Here is a 19736-nt window from a genome sequence, read left to right on the forward strand (position 1 = left end):
ATTATTGATGTATTTTTTGATTAGCAATTCCCCACTTAACCCATGCCTTGCAAGCTTCATCGATAGTGAGATTAGTAGCTGAGATTTTCTTACCTGTAATCAAATTCATCGCCCATACTAATATTGATGGTTTTATACGAAGTTCGTTTAATATTGAAGGAATTGCTAACTCTCCGAGACTTAAAATTTGCTGAAAATTCTCATTTGCTATTATTGCATGAACGTCAGATAAAATTATAGTTTGTTTAAGCCACTTAGACGTAAGAAATTTAATCCTGCTTTCAAGATATTTTTCATCTAGCTGAAAATAATCACCAAATATTTTACTTATTGAACCTGATTGCTCAATAGCATGAGATCCTATCGGTAAATTTGCTTCATTAAACAACATATTTGTACTCTGAAAATTATAAACTCCTGCAGTTAATGCTAACAGAACAGGTGCCATAGTAACAGTTTTCTTCAATATCATAGAAGTAAATTAAGAGTTTTTTCAGTTAAATTTGAAAAGAAAGTTTTATTTTTGACTTTTCTCAGAATATCAAACTCATCCCAAAGGTTATTATAAGTTAATTCTTTCAGTGAAATAACGTCAATATCAAAAACGAATGGGAAGATTTTCCCAATTGCAGGCTCGAATCCTTGTGTAACATGGGTTTGGATATCAATATCTTTGAGTTTGGTGGTGTATCGTATTAAAAATGAATCTACTTCTCCCTGTATTACATTAGATGCAGCATATAGAGTTGTATTAAAGTATTGTGTTGGATCTACCATTTCTGGGATTTCAATTCTATTAATAAATCTAGTGGATGCTCTATTAACTTTATACCCGCCTGCAAGAATCATGTCTGAGTAGATAGACCAGATTTCTCTCAATTGATCAATCTGTTTTTCCCAAGTTGTATATTTACGTGTTTCGAATATAAACGAGCTTTTCGTAATGTTAATTACCAATGAATTATCACTCGAAGCAAAAATATAAGTATCAATTATTGGCTCGGATATTTTTACCTTTTTATCCTCGTGTCTTACCTTACCAAGTTCTAATGTTCTATTGTAGTTCCTATTAAATACCGTAAAAACATTAGAAATTTTCTTAGCAAATGCATTTATCAGTTCATCCTTAAATGGAAACGAACTAATGCTATCAAAGCCTATCTGAAATACAGCTGTCTGAATTGGAGGCTTGGAGAGAGTTGGGTATTTTTGATTTAGCATGCGAGAACAATAATACAAATATAATTAGTAATTTCAATTTATATATCCAAATAGGATTAATTACAACAAATAATCGTCTAAAAAGTTACTAATGTCAATTAGTAGCATATTTTAATTCACAGGATAAAATTATCCATGTAGGCATACTAAACGAACGAACCACACATATGTTTTACAGTTGGTTTATTAATGTTATTGTAAACATATGAATATCAATCATCTACGTTAGGTTGAATTCTTCGCTGGCAGTGAAGAGGTGATCGGTTCGAATCCGATATTCTCCACCGGTTCTTCTAAGTCATTGAAAAACAAAGACTTAGAAGATTTTTTGCCTCGTAACTCTGACACAAGTCTGCCACTAGACGGCTCGGGAACCAAAAATTCACCCCGTGCGGCACGGCGAAAAAATCAAAATCCTTCTGAAGAAAATGAAAAAAACATTGGGTATTCCGAAAGTAAGTTCCAGGGAAGAACTCCTCGTGGTCCTAATTTTGACCTCATTGAGATTCCTGAGTTGCCATATACTGTTCCCCGTGTCGTAAAGGGAAGAAATATAACCAGGATTCCTGTAGGAAGCACCTTGGAGAAAGAAGTGGCTAAGCAAAGTTGGTATGTGGAGTTCTTTTTTCACAATGCATCAGAGGAGCGTATGGAGCGAATCAGGGTGACCAGGAAGCTTAACCGGATTAAAGATCCACGGCAAAAACTTAAAAACTTTAACAATCTGTGTGAAGCTTACCGGATTGCACTCGAGGGCGGTTGGAATCCATTGGATGAGCAGGCAAATGCCAGGCTAAAAAAGGAGCTAATAGGCATTGATCTTGATGAAGCATTGGTTCTTTTTGAATCCTATCACAAAGCAAAGGGAACCAGGCCAAAATCAATCAGTACTTACCGTTCAACAGTAAACTCCTTCATCAAGTACCATGGCGGTAGTAAAAAGGTGAATACGATCAGTGATTTTGAGATAACCGATTTTCTCAATTTCAAGGAAAGGGAGGAAAAGTGGGCGGGGGTAACTTATAATAACTGCAGGATCGGCCTCAATAATTTCTTTCGGTACTTAAAGGTCAATAAATATATTCCAGAGAATCCTGTAACTGATTGTGAGACGCGAAAAAAAATGCCGACACAGTCCCATCAGGTTTTTACGGAACGTGATTTTAAGGTTATCATGGACTGGCTTGATAAGCATGATAAATATTGTCAGCTATTTGTGCGGATGATTTATTACACCTGCATCCGTCCGAAGGAGCTTAGATTTCTTCAGTTGAAGTATATTGATCTGGAGGAAAATACCATTACAGTGCCCGGTACCGTGTCGAAGAATAAAAAATCAATCCCTGTAAATATTGATGTGAGCTTAAGAGTTGAACTGGATAAACTACAGATAGAAAAATTCGGTAAGGAATATTTTCTGCTTGGTTCTGCCCAAACATTTATCTCACGGAGTATGTGCTCAGAAAATTACGCCTATAATAGATTCAAGAAATGTTTGGAGGCAACAGGTTTGTTGGATAAAAACTATACACTCTACTCGTTTAAACACCTGTCAAACGTAAGAAAATTCAGGGCAGGATGGACCCTCGCAGAAATCTGTTCGGCCAATAGGCATGGAAGTCTTTCGGAAACGGAAACCTATCTGAAAGAGCTGCTGAAATTCGTTAGGTCGGATAAAGCAATTCCAGCCATTTAAATTTTCTTAGGGTTTCTTGCAGGACTTGTCAAGATCTCTGCAAGAAACCTTTGTTTTTGATTTTTACGCTTTTTTAATTGATTTTCCGAAAAATGTAAGCGATGAATGTCGTTGATCTTTCTGGATAGATCCAATACAATTTCATAAAGTTCCTGATTGTTCAGTTGTGGAGTTTCAGCACTTTCTTTATATATTTCCATAAATTACGCATTAAAGCATAAATTTAAATTACTTAAACCATAATCTTTATCCCTTACCTTAGGTACAACGTAAATCATACTTTCAATATGGGAATCGCCTTACCTAAAGAAATTACTAGAGCACCATGTTGACTTCTTTGAGGTCATAACATTGATTTTGGAGAAAAATTTTCAGAATAGTTTTAAAATTTTAGAAAAATAAAATTTTGGTGTTCTTAAATTTTTCGATCTAATGGTTAGGGCTGATAATACGTGATTATGAATTATTTCAAGTTTTATTTTAAACTGAACAGTTTAAAATTTATATTTGCAGCATATGGGAAGAAATAAGGAATTTGATTATGACCAGAAACTGGATATTGCGCTAGAACTTTTCTGGACGCAGGGGTATCACGTAACTTCTATTACTGACTTAGAGAGCAGAATGGGAATTAACAGAAGTAGTATTTATCCCACCTATGGAGATAAAAAAGAGTTATTGATCAAGTCTTTAACTAAGTATATGAAAGCTAAAGTATCTGAATACGCAGGTATCTTACGCGAACCTCACGCTGATGCAATCGAAGCCCTAAGAAAAATTTTTCACTTGGGAGTCGACCAGAGTATTAAGGAAGGTAGGACCTGTCTGGCTGTAAAGATGGCATTTGAAATTGCCCTTACTGATGAAGAAGTACGGAGTGTGTTGGTTATTAATGAGAAAAAAATCGAAGAGATTTATTTTAAAATATTAAAAGACGGTCAGGAGAAAGGTAGTATTAAAGCTGATTTGGATACGAAGCTAACTGCCGATTTCTTTACTTCCTCCTCGAGTGCCTTATTCAAAAATTATGCGCTGAATAAAAATCGCATGACCGTCCATAAAATGATAGAAAATCTGATTGGCTTAGTCAAAGCCTAGTTTCGCTTAAAGTTCTTAATAGTATTAAATAACAATAAATATTTTTTTAGTCTTTTTTAAACCGTTCAGTTTAATATGAATTTAATTGTCAACAAAAAAGTAGCCTACATAGGATGTTTGGGCGTGGTCGGAATTATTAGCACTGAATTTGGTGTGATTGGCATTTTGCCGCAGATAGCAAAACAATATGATATCAATATTGGAACGGCAGGATATTTATTGAGCATGTTTGCCTTAACGATTGCGCTTACTGGACCTTTTATGGTTTTATATGCATCCAGATTCGATAAAAAGAAAATCATGATGAATGCACTTGGACTATTTCTGATCTCTAATTTTTTCTCCTTTTTTACTCCCCCTTTTTGGTTGCTAATGATCTTCCGGATACTGCCCTCCATTTTACATCCTGCTTTTTTTTCTATGGCTATTGCTGCGGCTACGAAGGAAACCTCTCCTCAATTGCAAATGCGGTTAACCAGTATTATCATTGGAGGTATAGCAATTGCACAGTTTACACTGATTCCATTCACCACATTTATTGCAAGTATTTATGCGTGGCAACTGAGTTACGTTATTCAGGGGCTGATTATTCTGGTAACACTAATTATTATTTACAGGTATCTCCCATCCATGCCAAATACTGAAGTTAAATCTTTTAAAAATCAATTGAGTATACTTAAACGTCCCAGATTCATTGCTGGAACAGCAGTAAACCTATTTTTGATCACCGCCTGGTTTTGTTCCTATAGCTACTTTGCCGATTATCTTTCCAAAGCTAAAGGTTTGAGTGCTGGGCAAATTAGCTATGCATTACTGTTATTTGGAGTGATGGGGGTGATTTCAAATTTTCTGGCAGGTCGTTTATTGGGGAAATATATGGTTAAAACGACCTTATTTTTCCTTGTAGGGACTATTTTGGTTCCTTTAGCTTTCCACTATATTAGTGGTTCAATATTCAGTATAGCACTGGTTATCGGATTTTGGGGAATGATGTATGGGCCTTGTTTTCTGATAGGTGTGGGTTATATGGTGTCGGCTGCAGAGGATGCTAAGGAATTTGCAAATAGCTTGCAAACCTCCTTCGGGAATCTGGGAGTTTCATTAGGTGCAGCAATAGGGGGGTGGTTTATCAATCATTATGGGATTTCAATCACTCCTTGGGTTGGAGTCTCTTTTGGAGTATTGGCAACATTGGCTGTTTTTTATAGAGCCTGGCTAGATAAGAGCAGTTAATATTTTATTATGAGCAAACGGGTTAAATGATCGGATAGGTAAAAGTTGCCTACATTTTAAGTTAGAAGAACAATTTAACTTACTTATATATTAAAGCTTTTCCCTGAGTTGGCAAGTATTACGGAATCTTTGAAAAGGCAATATTGACTATCATTCATTATAAGGAACGTTCACATATATTTATCTATCCAAAATTTGCGTGACTAGCGATGTAGATAAATTAGATATTTAGGCAAAACGTATTGAAATGCAAAGAAAGAGGATTGCTCTTTTTGAAGCAAACCTTCAGAAATGAGTACAGTTCCCGTTCGTACAGGGAATGCTGAATTTTTAGAACACCTTTCTGGCTTCTTGGAGGTTTTAGAAAGGATTTTAGAGAAAAAAAAGTTGCAAAATGAGGTTTAAAACTTTAAGGAAATGTAAAATTTTTGGTGTTCTAAAAATCTTTCTCTCTCATGGTTGGGGAGATTTTTGGAACACTTTCTCGCAATTAAAATTGTGTGCTAGGACAAAGACCATTAACGAACTTTTTTATTGAGATTTAAAGAGAATTGCTAATTTGAAAATTTCGAAGCAAGCCTTGCTCGTTAACTCGTTTTAAAAAGTAAATTCAAGACGAATTAATTTGCTTTTATAGGAAATTTGATAACAAACTATCTAAGGACAAGGCATAACCGCTGAAGGTGGAAAACTCATTCCCAGATATTTTACTATGTTGGTTGAAATAATTCTATGGTTCATTTAATCGATAATTACTCGCTCATCAGGCTTATCCATGCGAATGCCTAGAGTATATTCCTACAAAAACTAACTGATTACGTTAATTTGGGTAACATTAAATTGATCACACATTCAAAAATTTTGGAAGAGTGGGACAAGAAAGAATATTTTTAACTCCAAAGCAATTTCAAGCTGGATAGAAAAAGGCAAAAAAGTAACTGGCACAAATTGGAACGTATGGCAACTGGAAAGCTTCTATTGAAATTGATGGGAAATCGGTAAACTTGCATCACATGATTCAAATTGATGGAGCAGCAATGTCGGAGATAACTGAAACATTTCATAAAGAGTTAGCTACTGCTCTTTAAACATATCTCTAAGGACTCACCTTCCCCAACAAAGTCGGCAGACCGATGGGAGTGAAGGAAGATGTTACTAGGCCAACAAGCGCAATTTATTCCCAACTTTCTAAACCCTTGTTGCAGAGAACTGCCAATGCCTGTACACCCAGCATCTGCAAGTTTTGCACACCATCTTGAAATTATCTTTCTTTTGATGTAATTTGGACGTCTGAAAACTGATTAGGAAATGCCTGGTTGCAGGTAATTGGGCATCAGTTACCAGCATAACCAGATCGCTGCGCTGATCACAAAAAATTGATAGGATACAGCGACCGGAACCAAAAATAACAACACTGTTAAAAAAGATTTGATTACGCGCTCTCGATCTGCGCCAGTCAGACCAATAATAAACTAATCATGATGACAGAATGGGATTACCTGGCAAAAAAATACAAAATTGAAGGTGCCAGAGCCAGATTTGAAGAGATTTGCACCAGCTTACTAAGAAAGAAATTCATCGGTTATCATGTCAAAAGCCCTAGGGTAAGTGCGGGTGACGGCGGAATAGATGTTTTTGTAGGGGAGCTCGGCATTTCTCCTGTAAGAGTATATCAATGCAAATTCTTTCTGGATGGGATTGCCGCAAGCCAGAAACAACAAATCAAAGCATCCTTCCAAAGGGTCATAACAGCTGAGGATTATAAAGCCTTCAACTGGACGCTATGCCTTCCCATCCGGTTGAGCAAAGAGGAACACCTGTGGTGGTTTAAATGGAAGACCGAGCAGGAAGAGCAATACCATCTGGATAAAGATTTCATTCAGCTGCAGGATGGACTGGATCTCATCGAAGATTTGAAACAGCATTGCCTTTATGACCAGACATTCGATAAAGATCTCAAAAAAGATATAGCCCTGCTGCTGCAAAGAACCGCACCAAACCCATACGGGCTGGAAACCGAATTCAGCAGGGGTTCGAACCATATTGGCACCCTGAAAAACTATTTTTCAGCCGACAGGAATACCCATCTGCCCAGGATACAGACCGCACAAATTTTGGAATGGGTCAAAACCGAGCGAAAGGGCAAAGACAATTTGGAAAAAGTGCTCGTCATTAAAGGAAAAAAAGGGGTAGGCAAATCCACAGTAATTGCAGATGCATATAGGAAACTGATTAAAAGCAGTGAATATTATGTTTTGGCCCTAAAATGTGACCAGTATTACGATAACAATACCCAGGATCTGGCCAAACAGCTCTTTTCGGCAGGTATATCATTCGAAGATATCTTTTCCAAAGCTCAGAATTCGGAAAAGCCCATCATCGTTTTACTCGACCAGCTGGATGCCTTGTCACAAACCCTGTCAACTGACCGCCGCTGGATCAAAACTTATATGTCGCTAATCGATTACCTATTGCAGAAACGAAACACCCGGGTAATTATTTCCAGTCGAAGCTTTGACCTTGAATATGATGCCGATTTGATCCGCTTCAACGACCAGCAAAAAACCAAACACATCGAGGTAGAAATACTCTCCCCGAGCGAAGTAGCATCTGTGCTGAAGATTTTAAAGATTGATGTCAAATATAGCCAACTCCTTGAGCTGCTAAGAGTGCCCTACAATCTGGAACTGTTTTCCAAGATACCGGACCTGAGCGCCCTGCTGGAAAAAAATACAGAGATTGATATCGCAAAGTTACATACCGAACTGTACCGGCAGCTGCTCAAAGGAAGCCGTATTTACGTTGCTGGTTGCCTTGACGAGATAGTACAAAGGATGTACTCCGCTCATCCCAATATGATAGAGCAGCAATACCTGGAATCCTTCGGAAAAGAAATCGACTATCTGATCTCCCAGGGTATTCTGGTCCGTCACGGGGTAAAACTGTCCTTTTTTCATCAGTCCTTTTATGAATATTATCTGGCCCGCTGGTTTGTCGACTCAAAAAAGGACCTGATCAGCTATATGTTTGAGCAGCAACAGAACCTGTATATCCGTTCCCTGGTCAAAAACGTCATAGATTACCTCCGCATCGCCGATCACCCAAAATACATCCAGTTATATCATGGCGTGCTTGAAAATGAAAAAATACGTTTCCATATCCAATATCTATTCATCACCACCCTGGGGCTGATTGATCAGCCGACCGAAAAAGAGCAGGAAATGGTTTACGGGCTCCTGCAGAGCGGCCATGGAAAGCTTTTCATGGAAGTATTCAGCTCTTCAGGCTGGCTCAAATTTATTCTGGAGAACGAATGTTTACCGCAGGATCCAAAAACCATTTATGGTATTTTTTATCGTAATCTAGCCTTACAGCCCAAAATGATCCTAGAATATATTGAAAATTCCGAGCTTGAAAATAAGCATGAACTGTTCTCGAACTTATTGCCGGGCCTTAAAGTCTGGACTTTGGAACTAATGCCCTTTTTTCAAAGGCATTATCCCTATAGCGAGAACAACGAACTTTGGTATTTTGAAATACTCAAAAAGATCTCTTTCCTGGACATCGAAATTGTGCTGGATAACCTCAGGCCTATTTTTCTTGCCAAACGAAGCAGTGGGCAGCGGATGAAATTTGATTACCGGTATGACCGGATCGTGGAGCATCTTTATAAAGTTAACCCGAAAGCTACCGCTGAATTTCTTTTCGGCATCCATCTGGAAATTCTAGCCAGCACCGATCACCCATACTATGGACCTTACGAGAAGATTTCCTCTCCGCTCTTAGGATCCAGACATTACGAAAGCGACATTTATTATAAAGACAGCCCAGATGAAAAATCCATAGAGTTCTTTCTGGTTAAATATTACCGGTCATGCCAGAGGACAGAACTGGCATTACTTTTTCAGCAGCATTACCAATCCAACTTTGTACCGCTTCTTTCTCTGCTGATGAAACTCCTGCGGGACAGGGCAAATGAATTTGCAGATGAGATCTACCTACTGGTTATCACCATCCATAAAAAAAACGGACTTAAAGGAAGCGACGACTTTTTCTCACTACAGGTCCGACGACTGATCGCGGCTTCTATGACCTTGTTTGATCCGGCGCAGTATGCAGAAATCAAAAAGATTTTGCTTGCACTTACCCTTCCCTACCAGGTTTATAAATGGAGCGACGATAAGGGTAAAAAGAGATATCAATTGCGCTTCGGGCAAAAGAAATACCTCTTTTTAAAAGCTCTGCCCGAGGATATCCTCAAAAATGATATGGACATAAGAAGCGAATATCAGATGTTACAGCGCCGCTACGGGGAGCTGGACCACAATACCGCACAACTCAGTAGCGGAATGAAGTGGGGCGGTGGCCAGTCCGCTTTAAACAATCCCAATTTTGATAAATTTGACCATGACGCCTGGCTTTCCAGTATGATCAAGATAAATGAAGGTTATAAACATGAAGACTTTATGCGGGGAGACATTCTGGAACACGGGAGATCTTTTGAGGCCGCAGTGGAAAAAGATCCATCCTATTTCTACGAATTTATTGACTCATTATTTGACTATAAAGGCGTCTCGCCACGCTACATTTCCCATGGTATTTCTGCACTGATCAAAGTAAAAGATAACGTCGAGAAAACCGCACAACTGATTTACAAGGAAATAGAACTCTCCTTGGACAGGGAATACACCCAGTACGCCATATGGCATAGCCGTTTTCTGATAGATCAGAAAATGGTGACCAAGAATGTAGTAGACTTCTGGATCAGAATAGCCCGCTGGGAACCCCATGAGCACGACCGGCTAAATCCAGGGCAGGAGATGAGTGACTTCATCAATACCCCACGTGGCACTGCAATTGATAACCTAATGGATCTTGGCGAATACCCCCAGTACGAACAAAGCGTCTTTGAAACCATAGAGTATATCATAAGACCTGGTCAGGTTCCAACGCTAACCTTATCCTGCGGCATCATGGCCCATATCGCCTACCTAAATAGACTGAACAATGATAGGGCTTTTGAAATCTTTAAAATACTGGTAAGCTATGATGAACTGGAAATCCTCAAACATTCGATGAATTCAGCCCAGTATTACAACAATACCCGGCACGATGAAATGGGATTTTATTTCCAGCAGGTACTTCGTTATCCCGAACTCTACTCAACCAGTTATTTTTTTGTGACCAGTTGGGTTTTTGACCGCATCGATGATTATGAGATGTATGATCATTTTATGAACCTAGGAGGGCAGGCCTTACACTGTGCTATGAAAGTGGCGGAAGATCTTTTGATTGGTGAACACGGAGTAGGAGACCGGTGTCTCCAGGTTCTGGAACGATGTCTGGGGCAGAGCCAGGAAGATCTCTCCCATGAATTTTCAGGCCTGGTGTTGAGAAAATTTACCACCGAGCATTTTTTGCCACTGTATAACTTTATGGAAAAATATGTTACGACGGTTCATTTTGCCAAAGACCCAAGGTACCTTTTTGAATACCTGACCGAATGTGCTGCGCTGTATCCCAGTGAATGCCTCAAACTCCTTTGCAAAATGAATCTTCCCTTTAAGGTAGACATCACCCAGACAGCATACATGGGCGATGAGCCCTTGATATTGGTACTGGCCATTTATTCCAAACTGTGCAACTTAAAGTTCAAATATGCCGCGGAACAACAAATTGCGCTCGATCAGTTTGACCGCATGCTCAGTATACCTTCCATCAGGGTAAGAGCTCTCGAGGCTATGGAAAAAGTGCTCAATTAGTGCAACTAAACAACTCATTTCAGTTGAATACAGCAAGAAGTCAGCCTATCGTTTTTTAACTACACAAAGCCAAATCCATGTGAAACCAATACCATGGATTTGGTTTGTTAACGTTTATTTGGACAAACCAATTAATTTGACCCCTTTCCGCCAATTCAATATTAAAATGGCAACCAATTATTTATAGCAAATTTATTTCCGGTGAGACGGGGTCAATCTACTCTGGTTTTTCCAATTGCATGTCAACCATGCGATTTATTTACTGAAAGGGGGTGCAGTCAGGATAGACCAGGAGGCTGGTATTATCGGCGAAAAATGGATTCAGCTGGATTTTGAGCATACCGATGATAATGGCCAATTCCCGTTGCGGGAACATGTGCTGAATGAACGCTTTTCCCTGGATAAGGTCCTTGCTGAAAGGGCCAAAGAGCTAGAATACCCCGCAATCCATGCTCAGGAAGTATTGGAAATTATCAAAAGCGGGGCTCAGGCGGTTTTCAGTCCGGAAAATGTTGATCCGTTTTATCTCGAAGCAAATCCCGGAGATAAGGGCGTCATTTTTCGCAATGAGAATCAAGAGGTCATTCCGCTATATGAACTGAAAGAAAATCTTTTAAAAGGTCAAAAGATCCACACCATCAGCAGCTCAGCATCAAAAAACTTGATCTGAACAATAGGAAGGACAAAAATCAGGGATTGGGCAGATAAGAAAATCACTAAAAATTAATCTATGTGGCTGGAGACCAATCATGCGGCAGCAATCATCCGTCTTTTGGAAAATGCAAAACGTGTAGGGGAAATACATGTAGTATTTGAAATGCAGCCTGCAAATATGGGGCTGCAGCCTTTCCAGATATCAACATTTAAGACCCTGGACGAGGCAATAGATGAGTTCGAAAAAAAGGAAGGTCTTGGCTATCTGCCTGGTCGGGAAGAAGATCTTCCCGTTTTTTATCGGGAAGCCGACCAGTTAATTCAAGAATTAAAAACAGCTAATCAGTTAACCATTAACATAAATAGTATGAACTTAAACAATTTAGAAAATCTCAAGTCTGAGATGAAAGCGCTGGGCTTCAGCACGGCGCTCCAGGAAAAAATGGAAGAGAACATGAAATCCAATCTTCCCGAGTTTATTTTAAAGGACCAGATCAATGGACATAAGGGACAGATTGATCTTAATCTTTACTTCAAACAATCCGGCCAGTCCGAAAATTACTACCTCAACAAGTATGATGTGGCGCTCAATGAAGGCAAGCCATTAGAGGCGGGCCAAAAGTACCTGGTCATTTCTCCCAGTGAAACCCCCGGAAAAAATAATGTCTTCAAACGAGAAAATCTATCTGAAGCTATCCAGGTATTTAAAAAACATACTGGAAATGCCGAACTTGCTGTTGGAAAAGATGCCGCCCACAAAACAAAGCTTGCCACCATGGAAGAAGGAAAGATCAATTATGTCGACAAGGAATTCGGCAGGACTTTCCGAAATCCGCCATTGCCACAGACCATCTGGGTAGAAAGAGGCAAAGGCTTTACGGCTTCCCAGTCCGTGAATTTAATCGAGGGAAGAGCGGTTTATCGTGAGGATATGCTGACCCAAGGCGGGTTGCCGTATAAAGCCTGGATGAAGCTGGATCTGGATGGACCGCGTGACAGGCATATGAACTTCAACATGAACCAGTACCATGATCCTTCTTATGGATTTAATTTAAAAGAAGTGCTTGATAAATTCAATATCAAAGAACTGGAGAATCCAAAGGAGCGGGAAAAACTGGAAGCGCAGCTTAAAAATGGTGACCGCCCGTCTATCACCGTAGAAAAAAATGGCGAGCAGGTTAAGCTGCAGGTGGAAGCGGTACCCCGTTATTCCCAGCTGAACATGTTTGCAGCCAATGGCAGGGCAGAAAAAAGAGAGCAGTTTCTCAAAGAGCCTTCCTTAAATAAGGCTGTAACAAAATCAAAGGGAAAAGAGGTTTCTGCCGGTCAGGGCTTGGGCATTTAAGTCGTTTTTGTACTTTAGTGGCTCATTTTTTGTAAACAAATATTTAATTTAATAATCGCTGACGGTTTGGTCGGCAAAAGAAACAATTATGGAAAAGTTTGAAAAGGTAAAAGAACTGGTGTCGGCAATTGAGGCAGACGCTGCTAAATTTTATGATGGCGGCAACGCTGCGGCAGGTACACGGGTGCGTAAAGCGATGCAAGACCTAAAGGTTTTAGCTCAGGAAATCAGAGCAGAGGTAACAGAAAAGAAAAATAGCGCAAAATAAGAACATCGCTGTTTTGGGGAATCTGAAAATCCCGGCCACTGGTCGGGATTTTTTTTTCAGAAATCGCCTCATGTGCTTTTTTTAATATTTTTTTATTTGAAAAATATATCGTAATATTGCGATATAAAATTATGGGACTTACTAAGACTGAAATTTTCAACAAGGAACAGAACGAGCTTTCAACGCTTTTGAAAGCAATCGCACATCCCGCTCGAATTGCAATCTTGCAACAGATTATCTCAGCTAATGCGTGTATCTGTGGCGACCTTGTAGAAGAACTTGGACTGGCGCAGGCAACGATCTCACAGCATTTGAAAGAGCTCAAAAATGCGGGCATCATCCAGGGCACTATCGATGGGGTGAAAGTCTGCTATTGCATAGAGCCAACAACATGGAGCCATCTGCAAAAGCTTTTTGGAAATTTTATGGGTTCTTATATAGATCCAAAAGGCTGTTGTTAAGCCTTTTTTTTGAATAAATCAATCGCAAAATTACGATAAATAAAATAGAAAATATATGAAACTATCAGAAATCAAGACCATCCTGGCAAAAGCTGAAGCCGTTAATTTTAGGGTTGAAAACGGAGAAGCCGTACCGGAACATTTCCACGTAACAGAAGTGGGTATCATCACTAAAGATTTTATTGACTGCGGTGGAAAGGTGCGCCATGAGAAAGTAGCAAACTTCCAATTATGGGATGCCGATGACTACGAACATCGCCTGAAAGCAGGCAAACTGTTGAATATCATTTCCCTTTCCGAAAAGGTATTGGGTATGGAAGACCTTGAAATAGAGGTGGAATACCAATTGGCTACCATTGGAAAATATGACCTTGGCTTTGATGGAACGAACTTTCTGCTGATTGCCAAGCAGACTGCCTGTCTTGCAAAGGAAGCTTGCGGCGTTGAAGAAGCTGCAAAAAAAGGAATGATTAATCTGGCTGGTGCGGCGAACAGTTGTACGCCCGGTGGCGGATGCTGTTAATCCGTTAGTTATGGAAATCAGGAAATTATTGCCATTGGACTGGGATTCGGTGAAATCAATCTACGAGAAAGGCATTGCAACAGGCAACGCCACTTTTCAGACCGGCGCACCCTCTTGGGAAGAATGGGACAGCTCGCATCTTGGCACTTGCAGCATAGTGGCATTTGTTAATGATAGGGTTGTGGGATGGGCTGCACTGACACCAGTTTCTTCACGTTGCGTGTATGCCGGGGTGGCTGAAGTCAGCGTATATGTTGACCCCGAACAATCTGGAAAGGGAATCGGACTTGCACTTTTAGAAGAACTTGTTGCATTGAGTGAAGCAGAGGGAATATGGACATTACAGGCAGGTATATTTCCAGAGAACATCGGTAGCCTTCGCATCCATGAAAAGGAGGGTTTCAGGACGCTTGGAATTAGAGAGAAAATTGGAAAGCAGAACGGAGTCTGGCGGGACACGGTGCTGCTGGAAAGAAGAAGTAAAACAATCATCTAACAATAAAATTTATGAAGAAAATATTAGTGCTCTGCACGGGAAACAGTTGCAGAAGCCAGATTGCAGAAGGTTATTTAAGACATTTTGCCGGAGATAAAGCGGAAGTATACAGTGCGGGAATTGAAACCCATGGGGTTAATCCAAAGGCCGTTGAGATCATGAAAAGGGATGGAATAGACATTTCCGGACATACCTCAAACAACATTGATGAATACATGGGTATCGATTTCGACTACGTGATCACCGTTTGCGATAACGCAAAAGAGAGCTGCCCTTATTTCCCGACCAATGCAGTAAAGTTCCATTATAACTTTCCGGATCCTGCCAAAGCTACCGGAACAGAAGAAGAAGTGATGGAACAGTTCCGTGAGGTAAGGGAAATGATCCGCAAATACGCACAGAACTTTGTTAACGAGAACTTAAAACGTTAGGATGTCAGCGAACAATTGTGCGCCTGCTGTTGCGCGTAAAAAACTTGGTTTCCTTGACCGTTACCTCACGCTTTGGATATTCATGGCGATGGCAATCGGTGTGGGTATTGGCTACTTAATTCCCTCTTCATCAAATTTTATCACTTCATTCTCCAGTGGAACGACTAATATTCCGCTTGCAATCGGGCTGATTCTGATGATGTATCCGCCACTTGCGAAAGTTAGGTATGAAAAGATGGGCGAAGTGTTCAGGGACACAAAAGTGTTAACGGTTTCATTGGTGCTGAACTGGATCATCGGCCCGCTTCTCATGTTCTTTTTGGCCATAACTTTTTTAAGGGATTACCCTGAATATATGGTTGGTCTTATCCTCATCGGACTTGCCCGCTGTATTGCCATGGTGGTAGTCTGGAATGAGCTGGCAGAGGGGAGCCGCGAATATGCAGCTGGACTTATAGCCCTCAACAGTGTCTTTCAGGTACTGCTCTATAGCGTTTTCGCCTATGTTTTCATTACCGTTCTTCCGCCATACTTTGGCCTTAAAAGCCTGCAAGTAGATATCACGATTAGCGAAATTGCCAAAAGTGTGGGCATCTATCTGGGAATTCCGTTTGCAATGGGTATCATCAGCAGATACGCCTTGATCAAAATGAAAGGTGAAGAATGGTTCCGGGATAAGTTTGTTCCGTTTATATCACCAATAACATTGATTGCACTGCTCTTTACTATCGTGATCATGTTCAGCCTTAAGGGAAACCTGATCGTTCAGATTCCGATGGATGTGGTTCGCATTGCCATACCACTTATCATCTACTTCTCTATTATGTTCTCGGTAAGCTTTTTTGCAGGTAAGTACTTCGGTGCGGATTATTCAAGAAGTACCTCTATTGCTTTTACCGCTACAGGAAACAACTTTGAACTGGCGATTGCCGTTGCCATAGGGGTATTTGGTATCAATTCCGGACAGGCATTTGCGGGAGTGATCGGCCCACTGGTAGAAGTTCCGGCACTGATCGCGCTTGTCAACCTGGCATTCTGGTTTCGTAAGAAGTACTATACCAGCTAATTTCTACGCAGGTCTTGGGGCATATATGATAATGCAGACACCGACTAGCGCAACCGTGGCACCGATAACATCGTATTTATCCGGCTTGAAGCCATCGACTTTCCACGCCCAGACCAATGCCATGGCAATGAATATGCCACCGTAGGTAGCATAGACCCTTCCAAAGTTTGCAGATTGCCAGGTTGCGATAACGCCATAAGCAACCAGTATAACAGCCCCGATAAGACCATACCAGAATGGTTTTTCTTCTTTAAGCCATAGCCAGATAAGATAACCACCGCCAATTTCACAAAGTCCGGCTAAAACGAATATCGATAATGATTTTAAAATCTCCATAATCCAAATGTACTCCTAATTGAAGATGATAAACCAAAAAAATCAGTAGAATAAACCGCGAGTTTAATTATCTATTATCTTTCGAATCGGTATGGAGCCTATCTTGTTTGCAAATCCCATCTGTATTTAAATCTGCAATGCTGTCGCTAAACTGCCTTCATCGTTCAAGGGTGTGTCAACGGCTAAAGCCTTGGGGTTTTGATTTCTGAGGCCTAACTTATGGCCAGCGTTTCGAAGGTGAAAGAGGGTTATCATTTAATCCGCTGCAAATATAGGTTGGCTTTCCGGCACGAGACAGAAATTCCGGCATAAACCCGCCTGTGGCCATTCCCGCTTTTCCATTTATTCCGTTGCTTCAATCTCTTTGGCGGAAACCAAACCATTTCATGCACCATAATTAAATCAGAATATTATGGAAAATTCACTTTATCAGCTTGCTGAAATTCAAATCAGCTACAAACCGAAGTTCAAAGCAACAGAACGTCCGCAGATCGATAGCTCCAATAGCGCTTATGACATATTGATGAGCAACTGGGACTTGAATAAAATTGAGCTCATCGAGGAGTTTAAGATCTTGTTGCTCAACCGCAGGAACAGGGTGCTCGGTATTGTCAACATATCACAGGGCGGAATGGCCGGGACAATAGCAGATCCAAAGGTTATTTTTGCAGTAGCGCTAAAAGCCTGCGCAAGTGGTATCATCCTCTCGCATAGCCATCCTTCAGGGGAATCGAGTCCAAGTGAGGAAGATATCAAACTGACCAGAAAACTCTCAGAGGTAGGAAAATTACTGGATTTGAAAGTCTTCGATCATATCATCGTGTGCCCGGATCGTTATTTCAGCTTTCTCGACGAAGGAATGATGTGAAAATAAGCTTCTACGGAATTTCCGCAGAAGCTTATTTTTTTTATTCATTTTTTGACATCAACAGATTTGGCTTAAACCATCGCAGCGAATGACAGAAGCTATTTCAGAATCAACAGATCAATTTTAGGAAAGAGTGATGGTGCAGAATCGTCCGGTTTAATTCTCATTTAAATGGATGTAGATGTGCTAATCGGTCTTGAAAAACAATCTGTTTTTACTTTCCATTCCTGGATGATTTGGTTGCCAAATGCTTTTACCTCCTCTCTATCAATAATGGGTTTAATTTGTTGAGGCATTTAATGATAAAAAAAATAAAATAAAAACGGAAGTACAGCCTTTGCCATACCTCCGTTTATCTAAATTAACGCTCTCAAGAACTAAGGTAAGCATCCCGTTCAAAGCTTGCAAGTTTTTTTTCTATTTGTCAAGCTAAGCATATGAGCGCTATCCTTTTCCCAAGCTTATTGTTTGGTCTTTGAAGAACGCTGCCCCAAGTATTTGCGAGCAGTTGACTTGTCTTTAAAAACGCCTCTTAACACTCTTTTGTATAAATCCGGGCGACGGCACCGTAATATACAAGCCAATTATTTTAATCAGAACTATCTTTCCTTATTCGATTGTGACAGGACCGAAGCGGCCATCTCCTTTGTAGCATCACTATACTTATCACTTTTTAAAACCTTGGAGGCCTTGTCTTCCATCTCTGCGCCGGTCTGGTGACTTTTATTCCGCTGGGACATTGCTGATGCTGCCAGTGATTTTGCGGTAGCCGAAGCATTTGGATCTCTTAAGATATCGGACGCCTTTGAGGCAACGTCTGCTGAGGTCTTTTTTTTGTTTCCTGACATAATAACTTGATTTAATGAATACTAGCCTAAAATTAAGGATAACTGTTGATGGTTGGTGTTTTAGTTTTCCACATAATGGTCTTTCTTACAGGTGTTTAATTCAATTAATTGCTGAAAGTACCTGTAGGCATTTTGAGTAGCAAATTTCTGAACAATCCGTTTGCCGGCAAGACCGGGCCCTAAAGGGTTTGCCGAAAAAAAATCTTCCTTTCTCGCTGCGCTCCAAAGCGTATTTGTTTTTCGCAAAGTCTTGCCTTGCAATCTGGATTGTATCAAGGAGAGGTGGCTTAACAAAAAGCCGGGAGGCTCCTGCCGACTGACTTTGAACAAAAAATAATTAAGCCATGGACCCATTGAAAGACAGAAGCCCACCAATCCCAACCCCGCGCCGGTTGGAGCGCACAGGAAACATTGCCCCAATTGGGGAACTCATTAATCAGTTTATTTTCAATGTTAAAAATCAGAAATCATGAAAAATCAAAATATCAATAACACCAATGGAAAAGCCGAATTCTTGGACATTAAAAACGCAAAGAATCCATTCTATCAACCCTTGGCAGGCAAGGCAAATCTAAATGCAGATAATAAGGCAACTACAAAAGAGGAATCAAAAAAGGAAGAAACCGCAGGCGGTTCGAAAACCGAGAATGCAAAGCAAAATTTAGAAGCACCAAAGTCGCTTGGTGCAGTCGTTCAGTTGCCACAGGCTAAGGATGAAAAGACCGAACCAAAAATAGCTGACCGGAAACCTGAAAAACCCGCGTTGAATTTGGAAGGTACATTGAAACTGGTGGAAGAACTTCACCGTCGAATGGTGCAAAGGGGTAGACTCGTGCACACCATTGACAACTTAGATAAGTTTGAGATCGAGCAAAAGCAAGAAGCCGAAGACACGACCTCAAATTATTATCAGGGCTGTGAACTCGAACTTACGGACGATAAACGCAACAAGTTTTCGACGAAAAACCCCGTAATCATTAAAGCGGTTGCCCTCTTTGTGCGTGACCTGTGTACAAATCGCCTCGCTGAAATTGAGGCCGAGATTACAATACCTGCTTAATTCCTTTTTGCCTTGCCCGTTTGCGGCAGGGCTAATTTAATCCCAAAAAATTATGTATGCCGCATTTTTTGAATTACTCGACCAATTGTACTGGAAAGGATATGCTGAAAACCTGCAGGAGCAAAATCCAAAATCCTTTAACCTCCAATACAATCAATTTTTAAACCAGTACCAAAACTAAAATACCATGAAAACAGAAGAGCTATTTTTTATCGTTCGCATCGAAGTACAGACTGAGCATGAAAATATCAATGATACCCTACAGGAAATGGAAACACAATCCCGTTTTCTAATGACCGACACCTCAAACGTGAAGGTGGTCAATTCGGAAATCCTAACCACAAAAACCAGAAACCCAAAAAACTAAAAC

The 19736-nt window shown here is 40.3% G+C and carries 22 protein-coding genes; 16 read left to right on the top strand and 6 right to left on the bottom strand.

The window, feature by feature from the left end; all coding sequences use genetic code 11:
• Nucleotide 1: 1 nt before the first annotated feature.
• Nucleotides 2–472, bottom strand: coding sequence for a hypothetical protein (locus LUA86_RS16470; RefSeq protein ID WP_231464798.1), 471 nt, complete (start codon nt 470–472; stop codon nt 2–4).
• Nucleotides 469–1221, bottom strand: coding sequence for a TIGR04255 family protein (locus LUA86_RS16475; protein WP_231464800.1), 753 nt, complete (start codon nt 1219–1221; stop codon nt 469–471). The genes LUA86_RS16470 and LUA86_RS16475 overlap by 4 nt, the downstream gene beginning before the upstream one ends.
• A gap of 301 nt (nt 1222–1522) precedes the next feature.
• On the opposite strand from LUA86_RS16475, the gene LUA86_RS16480 reads away from it, so the two are divergent.
• On the top strand, nt 1523–2917 hold the full coding sequence (locus LUA86_RS16480; protein ID WP_231464802.1) for a site-specific integrase: 1395 nt from the start codon (nt 1523–1525) through the stop codon (nt 2915–2917).
• On the opposite strand, the gene LUA86_RS16485 is transcribed toward LUA86_RS16480, so the two are convergent.
• Entirely contained in the window at nt 2914–3117 is a 204-nt protein-coding gene (locus LUA86_RS16485) for a hypothetical protein (RefSeq protein ID WP_231464803.1), read from the bottom strand. The two genes, LUA86_RS16480 and LUA86_RS16485, sit on opposite strands and share 4 nt — an antisense overlap.
• 316 nt (nt 3118–3433) lie before the next feature.
• On the opposite strand from LUA86_RS16485, the gene LUA86_RS16490 reads away from it, so the two are divergent.
• The 12 genes from LUA86_RS16490 to arsB all read left to right on the top strand — a co-directional run bounded on the left by LUA86_RS16490 (nt 3434) and on the right by arsB (nt 16254).
• Complete coding sequence (locus tag LUA86_RS16490) at nt 3434–4015, top strand: TetR/AcrR family transcriptional regulator (RefSeq protein WP_231464805.1); 582 nt, start codon at nt 3434–3436, stop codon at nt 4013–4015.
• A gap of 75 nt (nt 4016–4090) precedes the next feature.
• A complete protein-coding gene (locus LUA86_RS16495; protein WP_231464807.1) occupies nt 4091–5248 on the top strand; it encodes an MFS transporter in 1158 nt (385 codons plus the stop codon).
• A 977-nt stretch (nt 5249–6225) separates the two neighbouring features.
• The gene (locus LUA86_RS19360; protein WP_370634391.1) at nt 6226–6336 is read left to right on the top strand and encodes an HNH/ENDO VII family nuclease; all 111 of its coding nucleotides are present in this window, start codon (nt 6226–6228) and stop codon (nt 6334–6336) included.
• Between the two features lie 390 nt (nt 6337–6726).
• Nucleotides 6727–11010 carry an AAA family ATPase gene (locus LUA86_RS16500; RefSeq protein WP_231464809.1) on the top strand — a complete coding sequence of 1428 codons (4284 nt, stop codon included), beginning with the start codon at nt 6727–6729 and terminating at the stop codon, nt 11008–11010.
• 235 nt (nt 11011–11245) lie between these two features.
• Nucleotides 11246–11680, top strand: a complete 435-nt coding sequence (locus LUA86_RS16505) for a hypothetical protein (protein ID WP_231464811.1) — start codon at nt 11246–11248, stop codon at nt 11678–11680.
• A gap of 60 nt (nt 11681–11740) precedes the next feature.
• Entirely contained in the window at nt 11741–13009 is a 1269-nt protein-coding gene (locus LUA86_RS16510; RefSeq protein WP_231464813.1) for a hypothetical protein, read from the top strand.
• 88 nt (nt 13010–13097) lie between these two features.
• Nucleotides 13098–13277, top strand: a complete 180-nt coding sequence (locus LUA86_RS16515) for a histone H1 (protein WP_121951155.1) — start codon at nt 13098–13100, stop codon at nt 13275–13277.
• A 131-nt stretch (nt 13278–13408) separates the two neighbouring features.
• Complete coding sequence (locus LUA86_RS16520) at nt 13409–13738, top strand: helix-turn-helix transcriptional regulator (protein ID WP_231464815.1); 330 nt, start codon at nt 13409–13411, stop codon at nt 13736–13738.
• 55 nt (nt 13739–13793) lie between these two features.
• Nucleotides 13794–14261, top strand: coding sequence for a DUF6428 family protein (locus tag LUA86_RS16525; protein ID WP_231464817.1), 468 nt, complete (start codon nt 13794–13796; stop codon nt 14259–14261).
• Between the two features lie 10 nt (nt 14262–14271).
• On the top strand, nt 14272–14757 hold the full coding sequence (locus LUA86_RS16530; RefSeq protein ID WP_231464819.1) for a GNAT family N-acetyltransferase: 486 nt from the start codon (nt 14272–14274) through the stop codon (nt 14755–14757).
• An 11-nt stretch (nt 14758–14768) separates the two neighbouring features.
• A complete protein-coding gene (locus LUA86_RS16535; protein ID WP_231464821.1) occupies nt 14769–15188 on the top strand; it encodes an arsenate reductase ArsC in 420 nt (139 codons plus the stop codon).
• 1 nt (nt 15189) lies between these two features.
• On the top strand, nt 15190–16254 hold the full coding sequence (gene arsB / locus LUA86_RS16540) for an ACR3 family arsenite efflux transporter (RefSeq protein ID WP_231464823.1): 1065 nt from the start codon (nt 15190–15192) through the stop codon (nt 16252–16254).
• Between the two features lie 3 nt (nt 16255–16257).
• Here the strand turns inward: arsB and LUA86_RS16545 are convergent, their stop codons facing one another.
• Nucleotides 16258–16590: a YnfA family protein gene (locus LUA86_RS16545; RefSeq protein ID WP_370634389.1), complete on the bottom strand. Its 333-nt coding sequence runs from the start codon at nt 16588–16590 to the stop codon at nt 16258–16260.
• A 412-nt stretch (nt 16591–17002) separates the two neighbouring features.
• On the opposite strand from LUA86_RS16545, the gene LUA86_RS16550 reads away from it, so the two are divergent.
• A complete protein-coding gene (locus LUA86_RS16550; RefSeq protein ID WP_231464825.1) occupies nt 17003–17458 on the top strand; it encodes a RadC family protein in 456 nt (151 codons plus the stop codon).
• Between the two features lie 167 nt (nt 17459–17625).
• On the opposite strand, the gene LUA86_RS19260 is transcribed toward LUA86_RS16550, so the two are convergent.
• Nucleotides 17626–17754: a hypothetical protein gene (locus tag LUA86_RS19260; protein WP_255713486.1), complete on the bottom strand. Its 129-nt coding sequence runs from the start codon at nt 17752–17754 to the stop codon at nt 17626–17628.
• A gap of 303 nt (nt 17755–18057) precedes the next feature.
• A complete protein-coding gene (locus LUA86_RS16555) occupies nt 18058–18306 on the bottom strand; it encodes a hypothetical protein (protein ID WP_231464827.1) in 249 nt (82 codons plus the stop codon).
• 469 nt (nt 18307–18775) lie between these two features.
• On the opposite strand from LUA86_RS16555, the gene LUA86_RS16560 reads away from it, so the two are divergent.
• Both LUA86_RS16560 and LUA86_RS16565 read left to right on the top strand, forming a co-directional pair.
• Complete coding sequence (locus tag LUA86_RS16560) at nt 18776–19366, top strand: hypothetical protein (RefSeq protein WP_231464829.1); 591 nt, start codon at nt 18776–18778, stop codon at nt 19364–19366.
• Between the two features lie 187 nt (nt 19367–19553).
• Nucleotides 19554–19733 carry a hypothetical protein gene (locus LUA86_RS16565; RefSeq protein ID WP_231464831.1) on the top strand — a complete coding sequence of 60 codons (180 nt, stop codon included), beginning with the start codon at nt 19554–19556 and terminating at the stop codon, nt 19731–19733.
• Nucleotides 19734–19736: the final 3 nt, after the last annotated feature.

It is taken from the genome of Pedobacter sp. Leaf132 (assembly GCF_920984695.1).
Taxonomy (GTDB): domain Bacteria; phylum Bacteroidota; class Bacteroidia; order Sphingobacteriales; family Sphingobacteriaceae; genus Pedobacter.

Bases quoted from the DNA above. Each gene is read 5' to 3' on its own strand.
- LUA86_RS16560 (WP_231464829.1), top strand. From the start codon at position 18,776: ATGAAAAATCAAAATATCAATAACACCAATGGAAAAGCCGAATTCTTG.
- LUA86_RS16475 (WP_231464800.1), bottom strand. From the start codon at position 1,221: ATGCTAAATCAAAAATACCCAACTCTCTCCAAGCCTCCAATTCAGACA.
- LUA86_RS19260 (WP_255713486.1), bottom strand. From the start codon at position 17,754: ATGCCTCAACAAATTAAACCCATTATTGATAGAGAGGAGGTAAAAGCA.
- LUA86_RS16515 (WP_121951155.1), top strand. From the start codon at position 13,098: ATGGAAAAGTTTGAAAAGGTAAAAGAACTGGTGTCGGCAATTGAGGCA.
- LUA86_RS16565 (WP_231464831.1), top strand. From the start codon at position 19,554: ATGAAAACAGAAGAGCTATTTTTTATCGTTCGCATCGAAGTACAGACT.
- LUA86_RS16500 (WP_231464809.1), top strand. From the start codon at position 6,727: ATGATGACAGAATGGGATTACCTGGCAAAAAAATACAAAATTGAAGGT.
- LUA86_RS16510 (WP_231464813.1), top strand. From the start codon at position 11,741: ATGTGGCTGGAGACCAATCATGCGGCAGCAATCATCCGTCTTTTGGAA.
- LUA86_RS16470 (WP_231464798.1), bottom strand. From the start codon at position 472: ATGATATTGAAGAAAACTGTTACTATGGCACCTGTTCTGTTAGCATTA.
- arsB (WP_231464823.1), top strand. From the start codon at position 15,190: ATGTCAGCGAACAATTGTGCGCCTGCTGTTGCGCGTAAAAAACTTGGT.
- LUA86_RS16490 (WP_231464805.1), top strand. From the start codon at position 3,434: ATGGGAAGAAATAAGGAATTTGATTATGACCAGAAACTGGATATTGCG.
- LUA86_RS16525 (WP_231464817.1), top strand. From the start codon at position 13,794: ATGAAACTATCAGAAATCAAGACCATCCTGGCAAAAGCTGAAGCCGTT.
- LUA86_RS16550 (WP_231464825.1), top strand. From the start codon at position 17,003: ATGGAAAATTCACTTTATCAGCTTGCTGAAATTCAAATCAGCTACAAA.
- LUA86_RS16530 (WP_231464819.1), top strand. From the start codon at position 14,272: ATGGAAATCAGGAAATTATTGCCATTGGACTGGGATTCGGTGAAATCA.
- LUA86_RS16485 (WP_231464803.1), bottom strand. From the start codon at position 3,117: ATGGAAATATATAAAGAAAGTGCTGAAACTCCACAACTGAACAATCAG.
- LUA86_RS16520 (WP_231464815.1), top strand. From the start codon at position 13,409: ATGGGACTTACTAAGACTGAAATTTTCAACAAGGAACAGAACGAGCTT.
- LUA86_RS16535 (WP_231464821.1), top strand. From the start codon at position 14,769: ATGAAGAAAATATTAGTGCTCTGCACGGGAAACAGTTGCAGAAGCCAG.
- LUA86_RS16545 (WP_370634389.1), bottom strand. From the start codon at position 16,590: ATGGAGATTTTAAAATCATTATCGATATTCGTTTTAGCCGGACTTTGT.
- LUA86_RS16555 (WP_231464827.1), bottom strand. From the start codon at position 18,306: ATGTCAGGAAACAAAAAAAAGACCTCAGCAGACGTTGCCTCAAAGGCG.
- LUA86_RS16495 (WP_231464807.1), top strand. From the start codon at position 4,091: ATGAATTTAATTGTCAACAAAAAAGTAGCCTACATAGGATGTTTGGGC.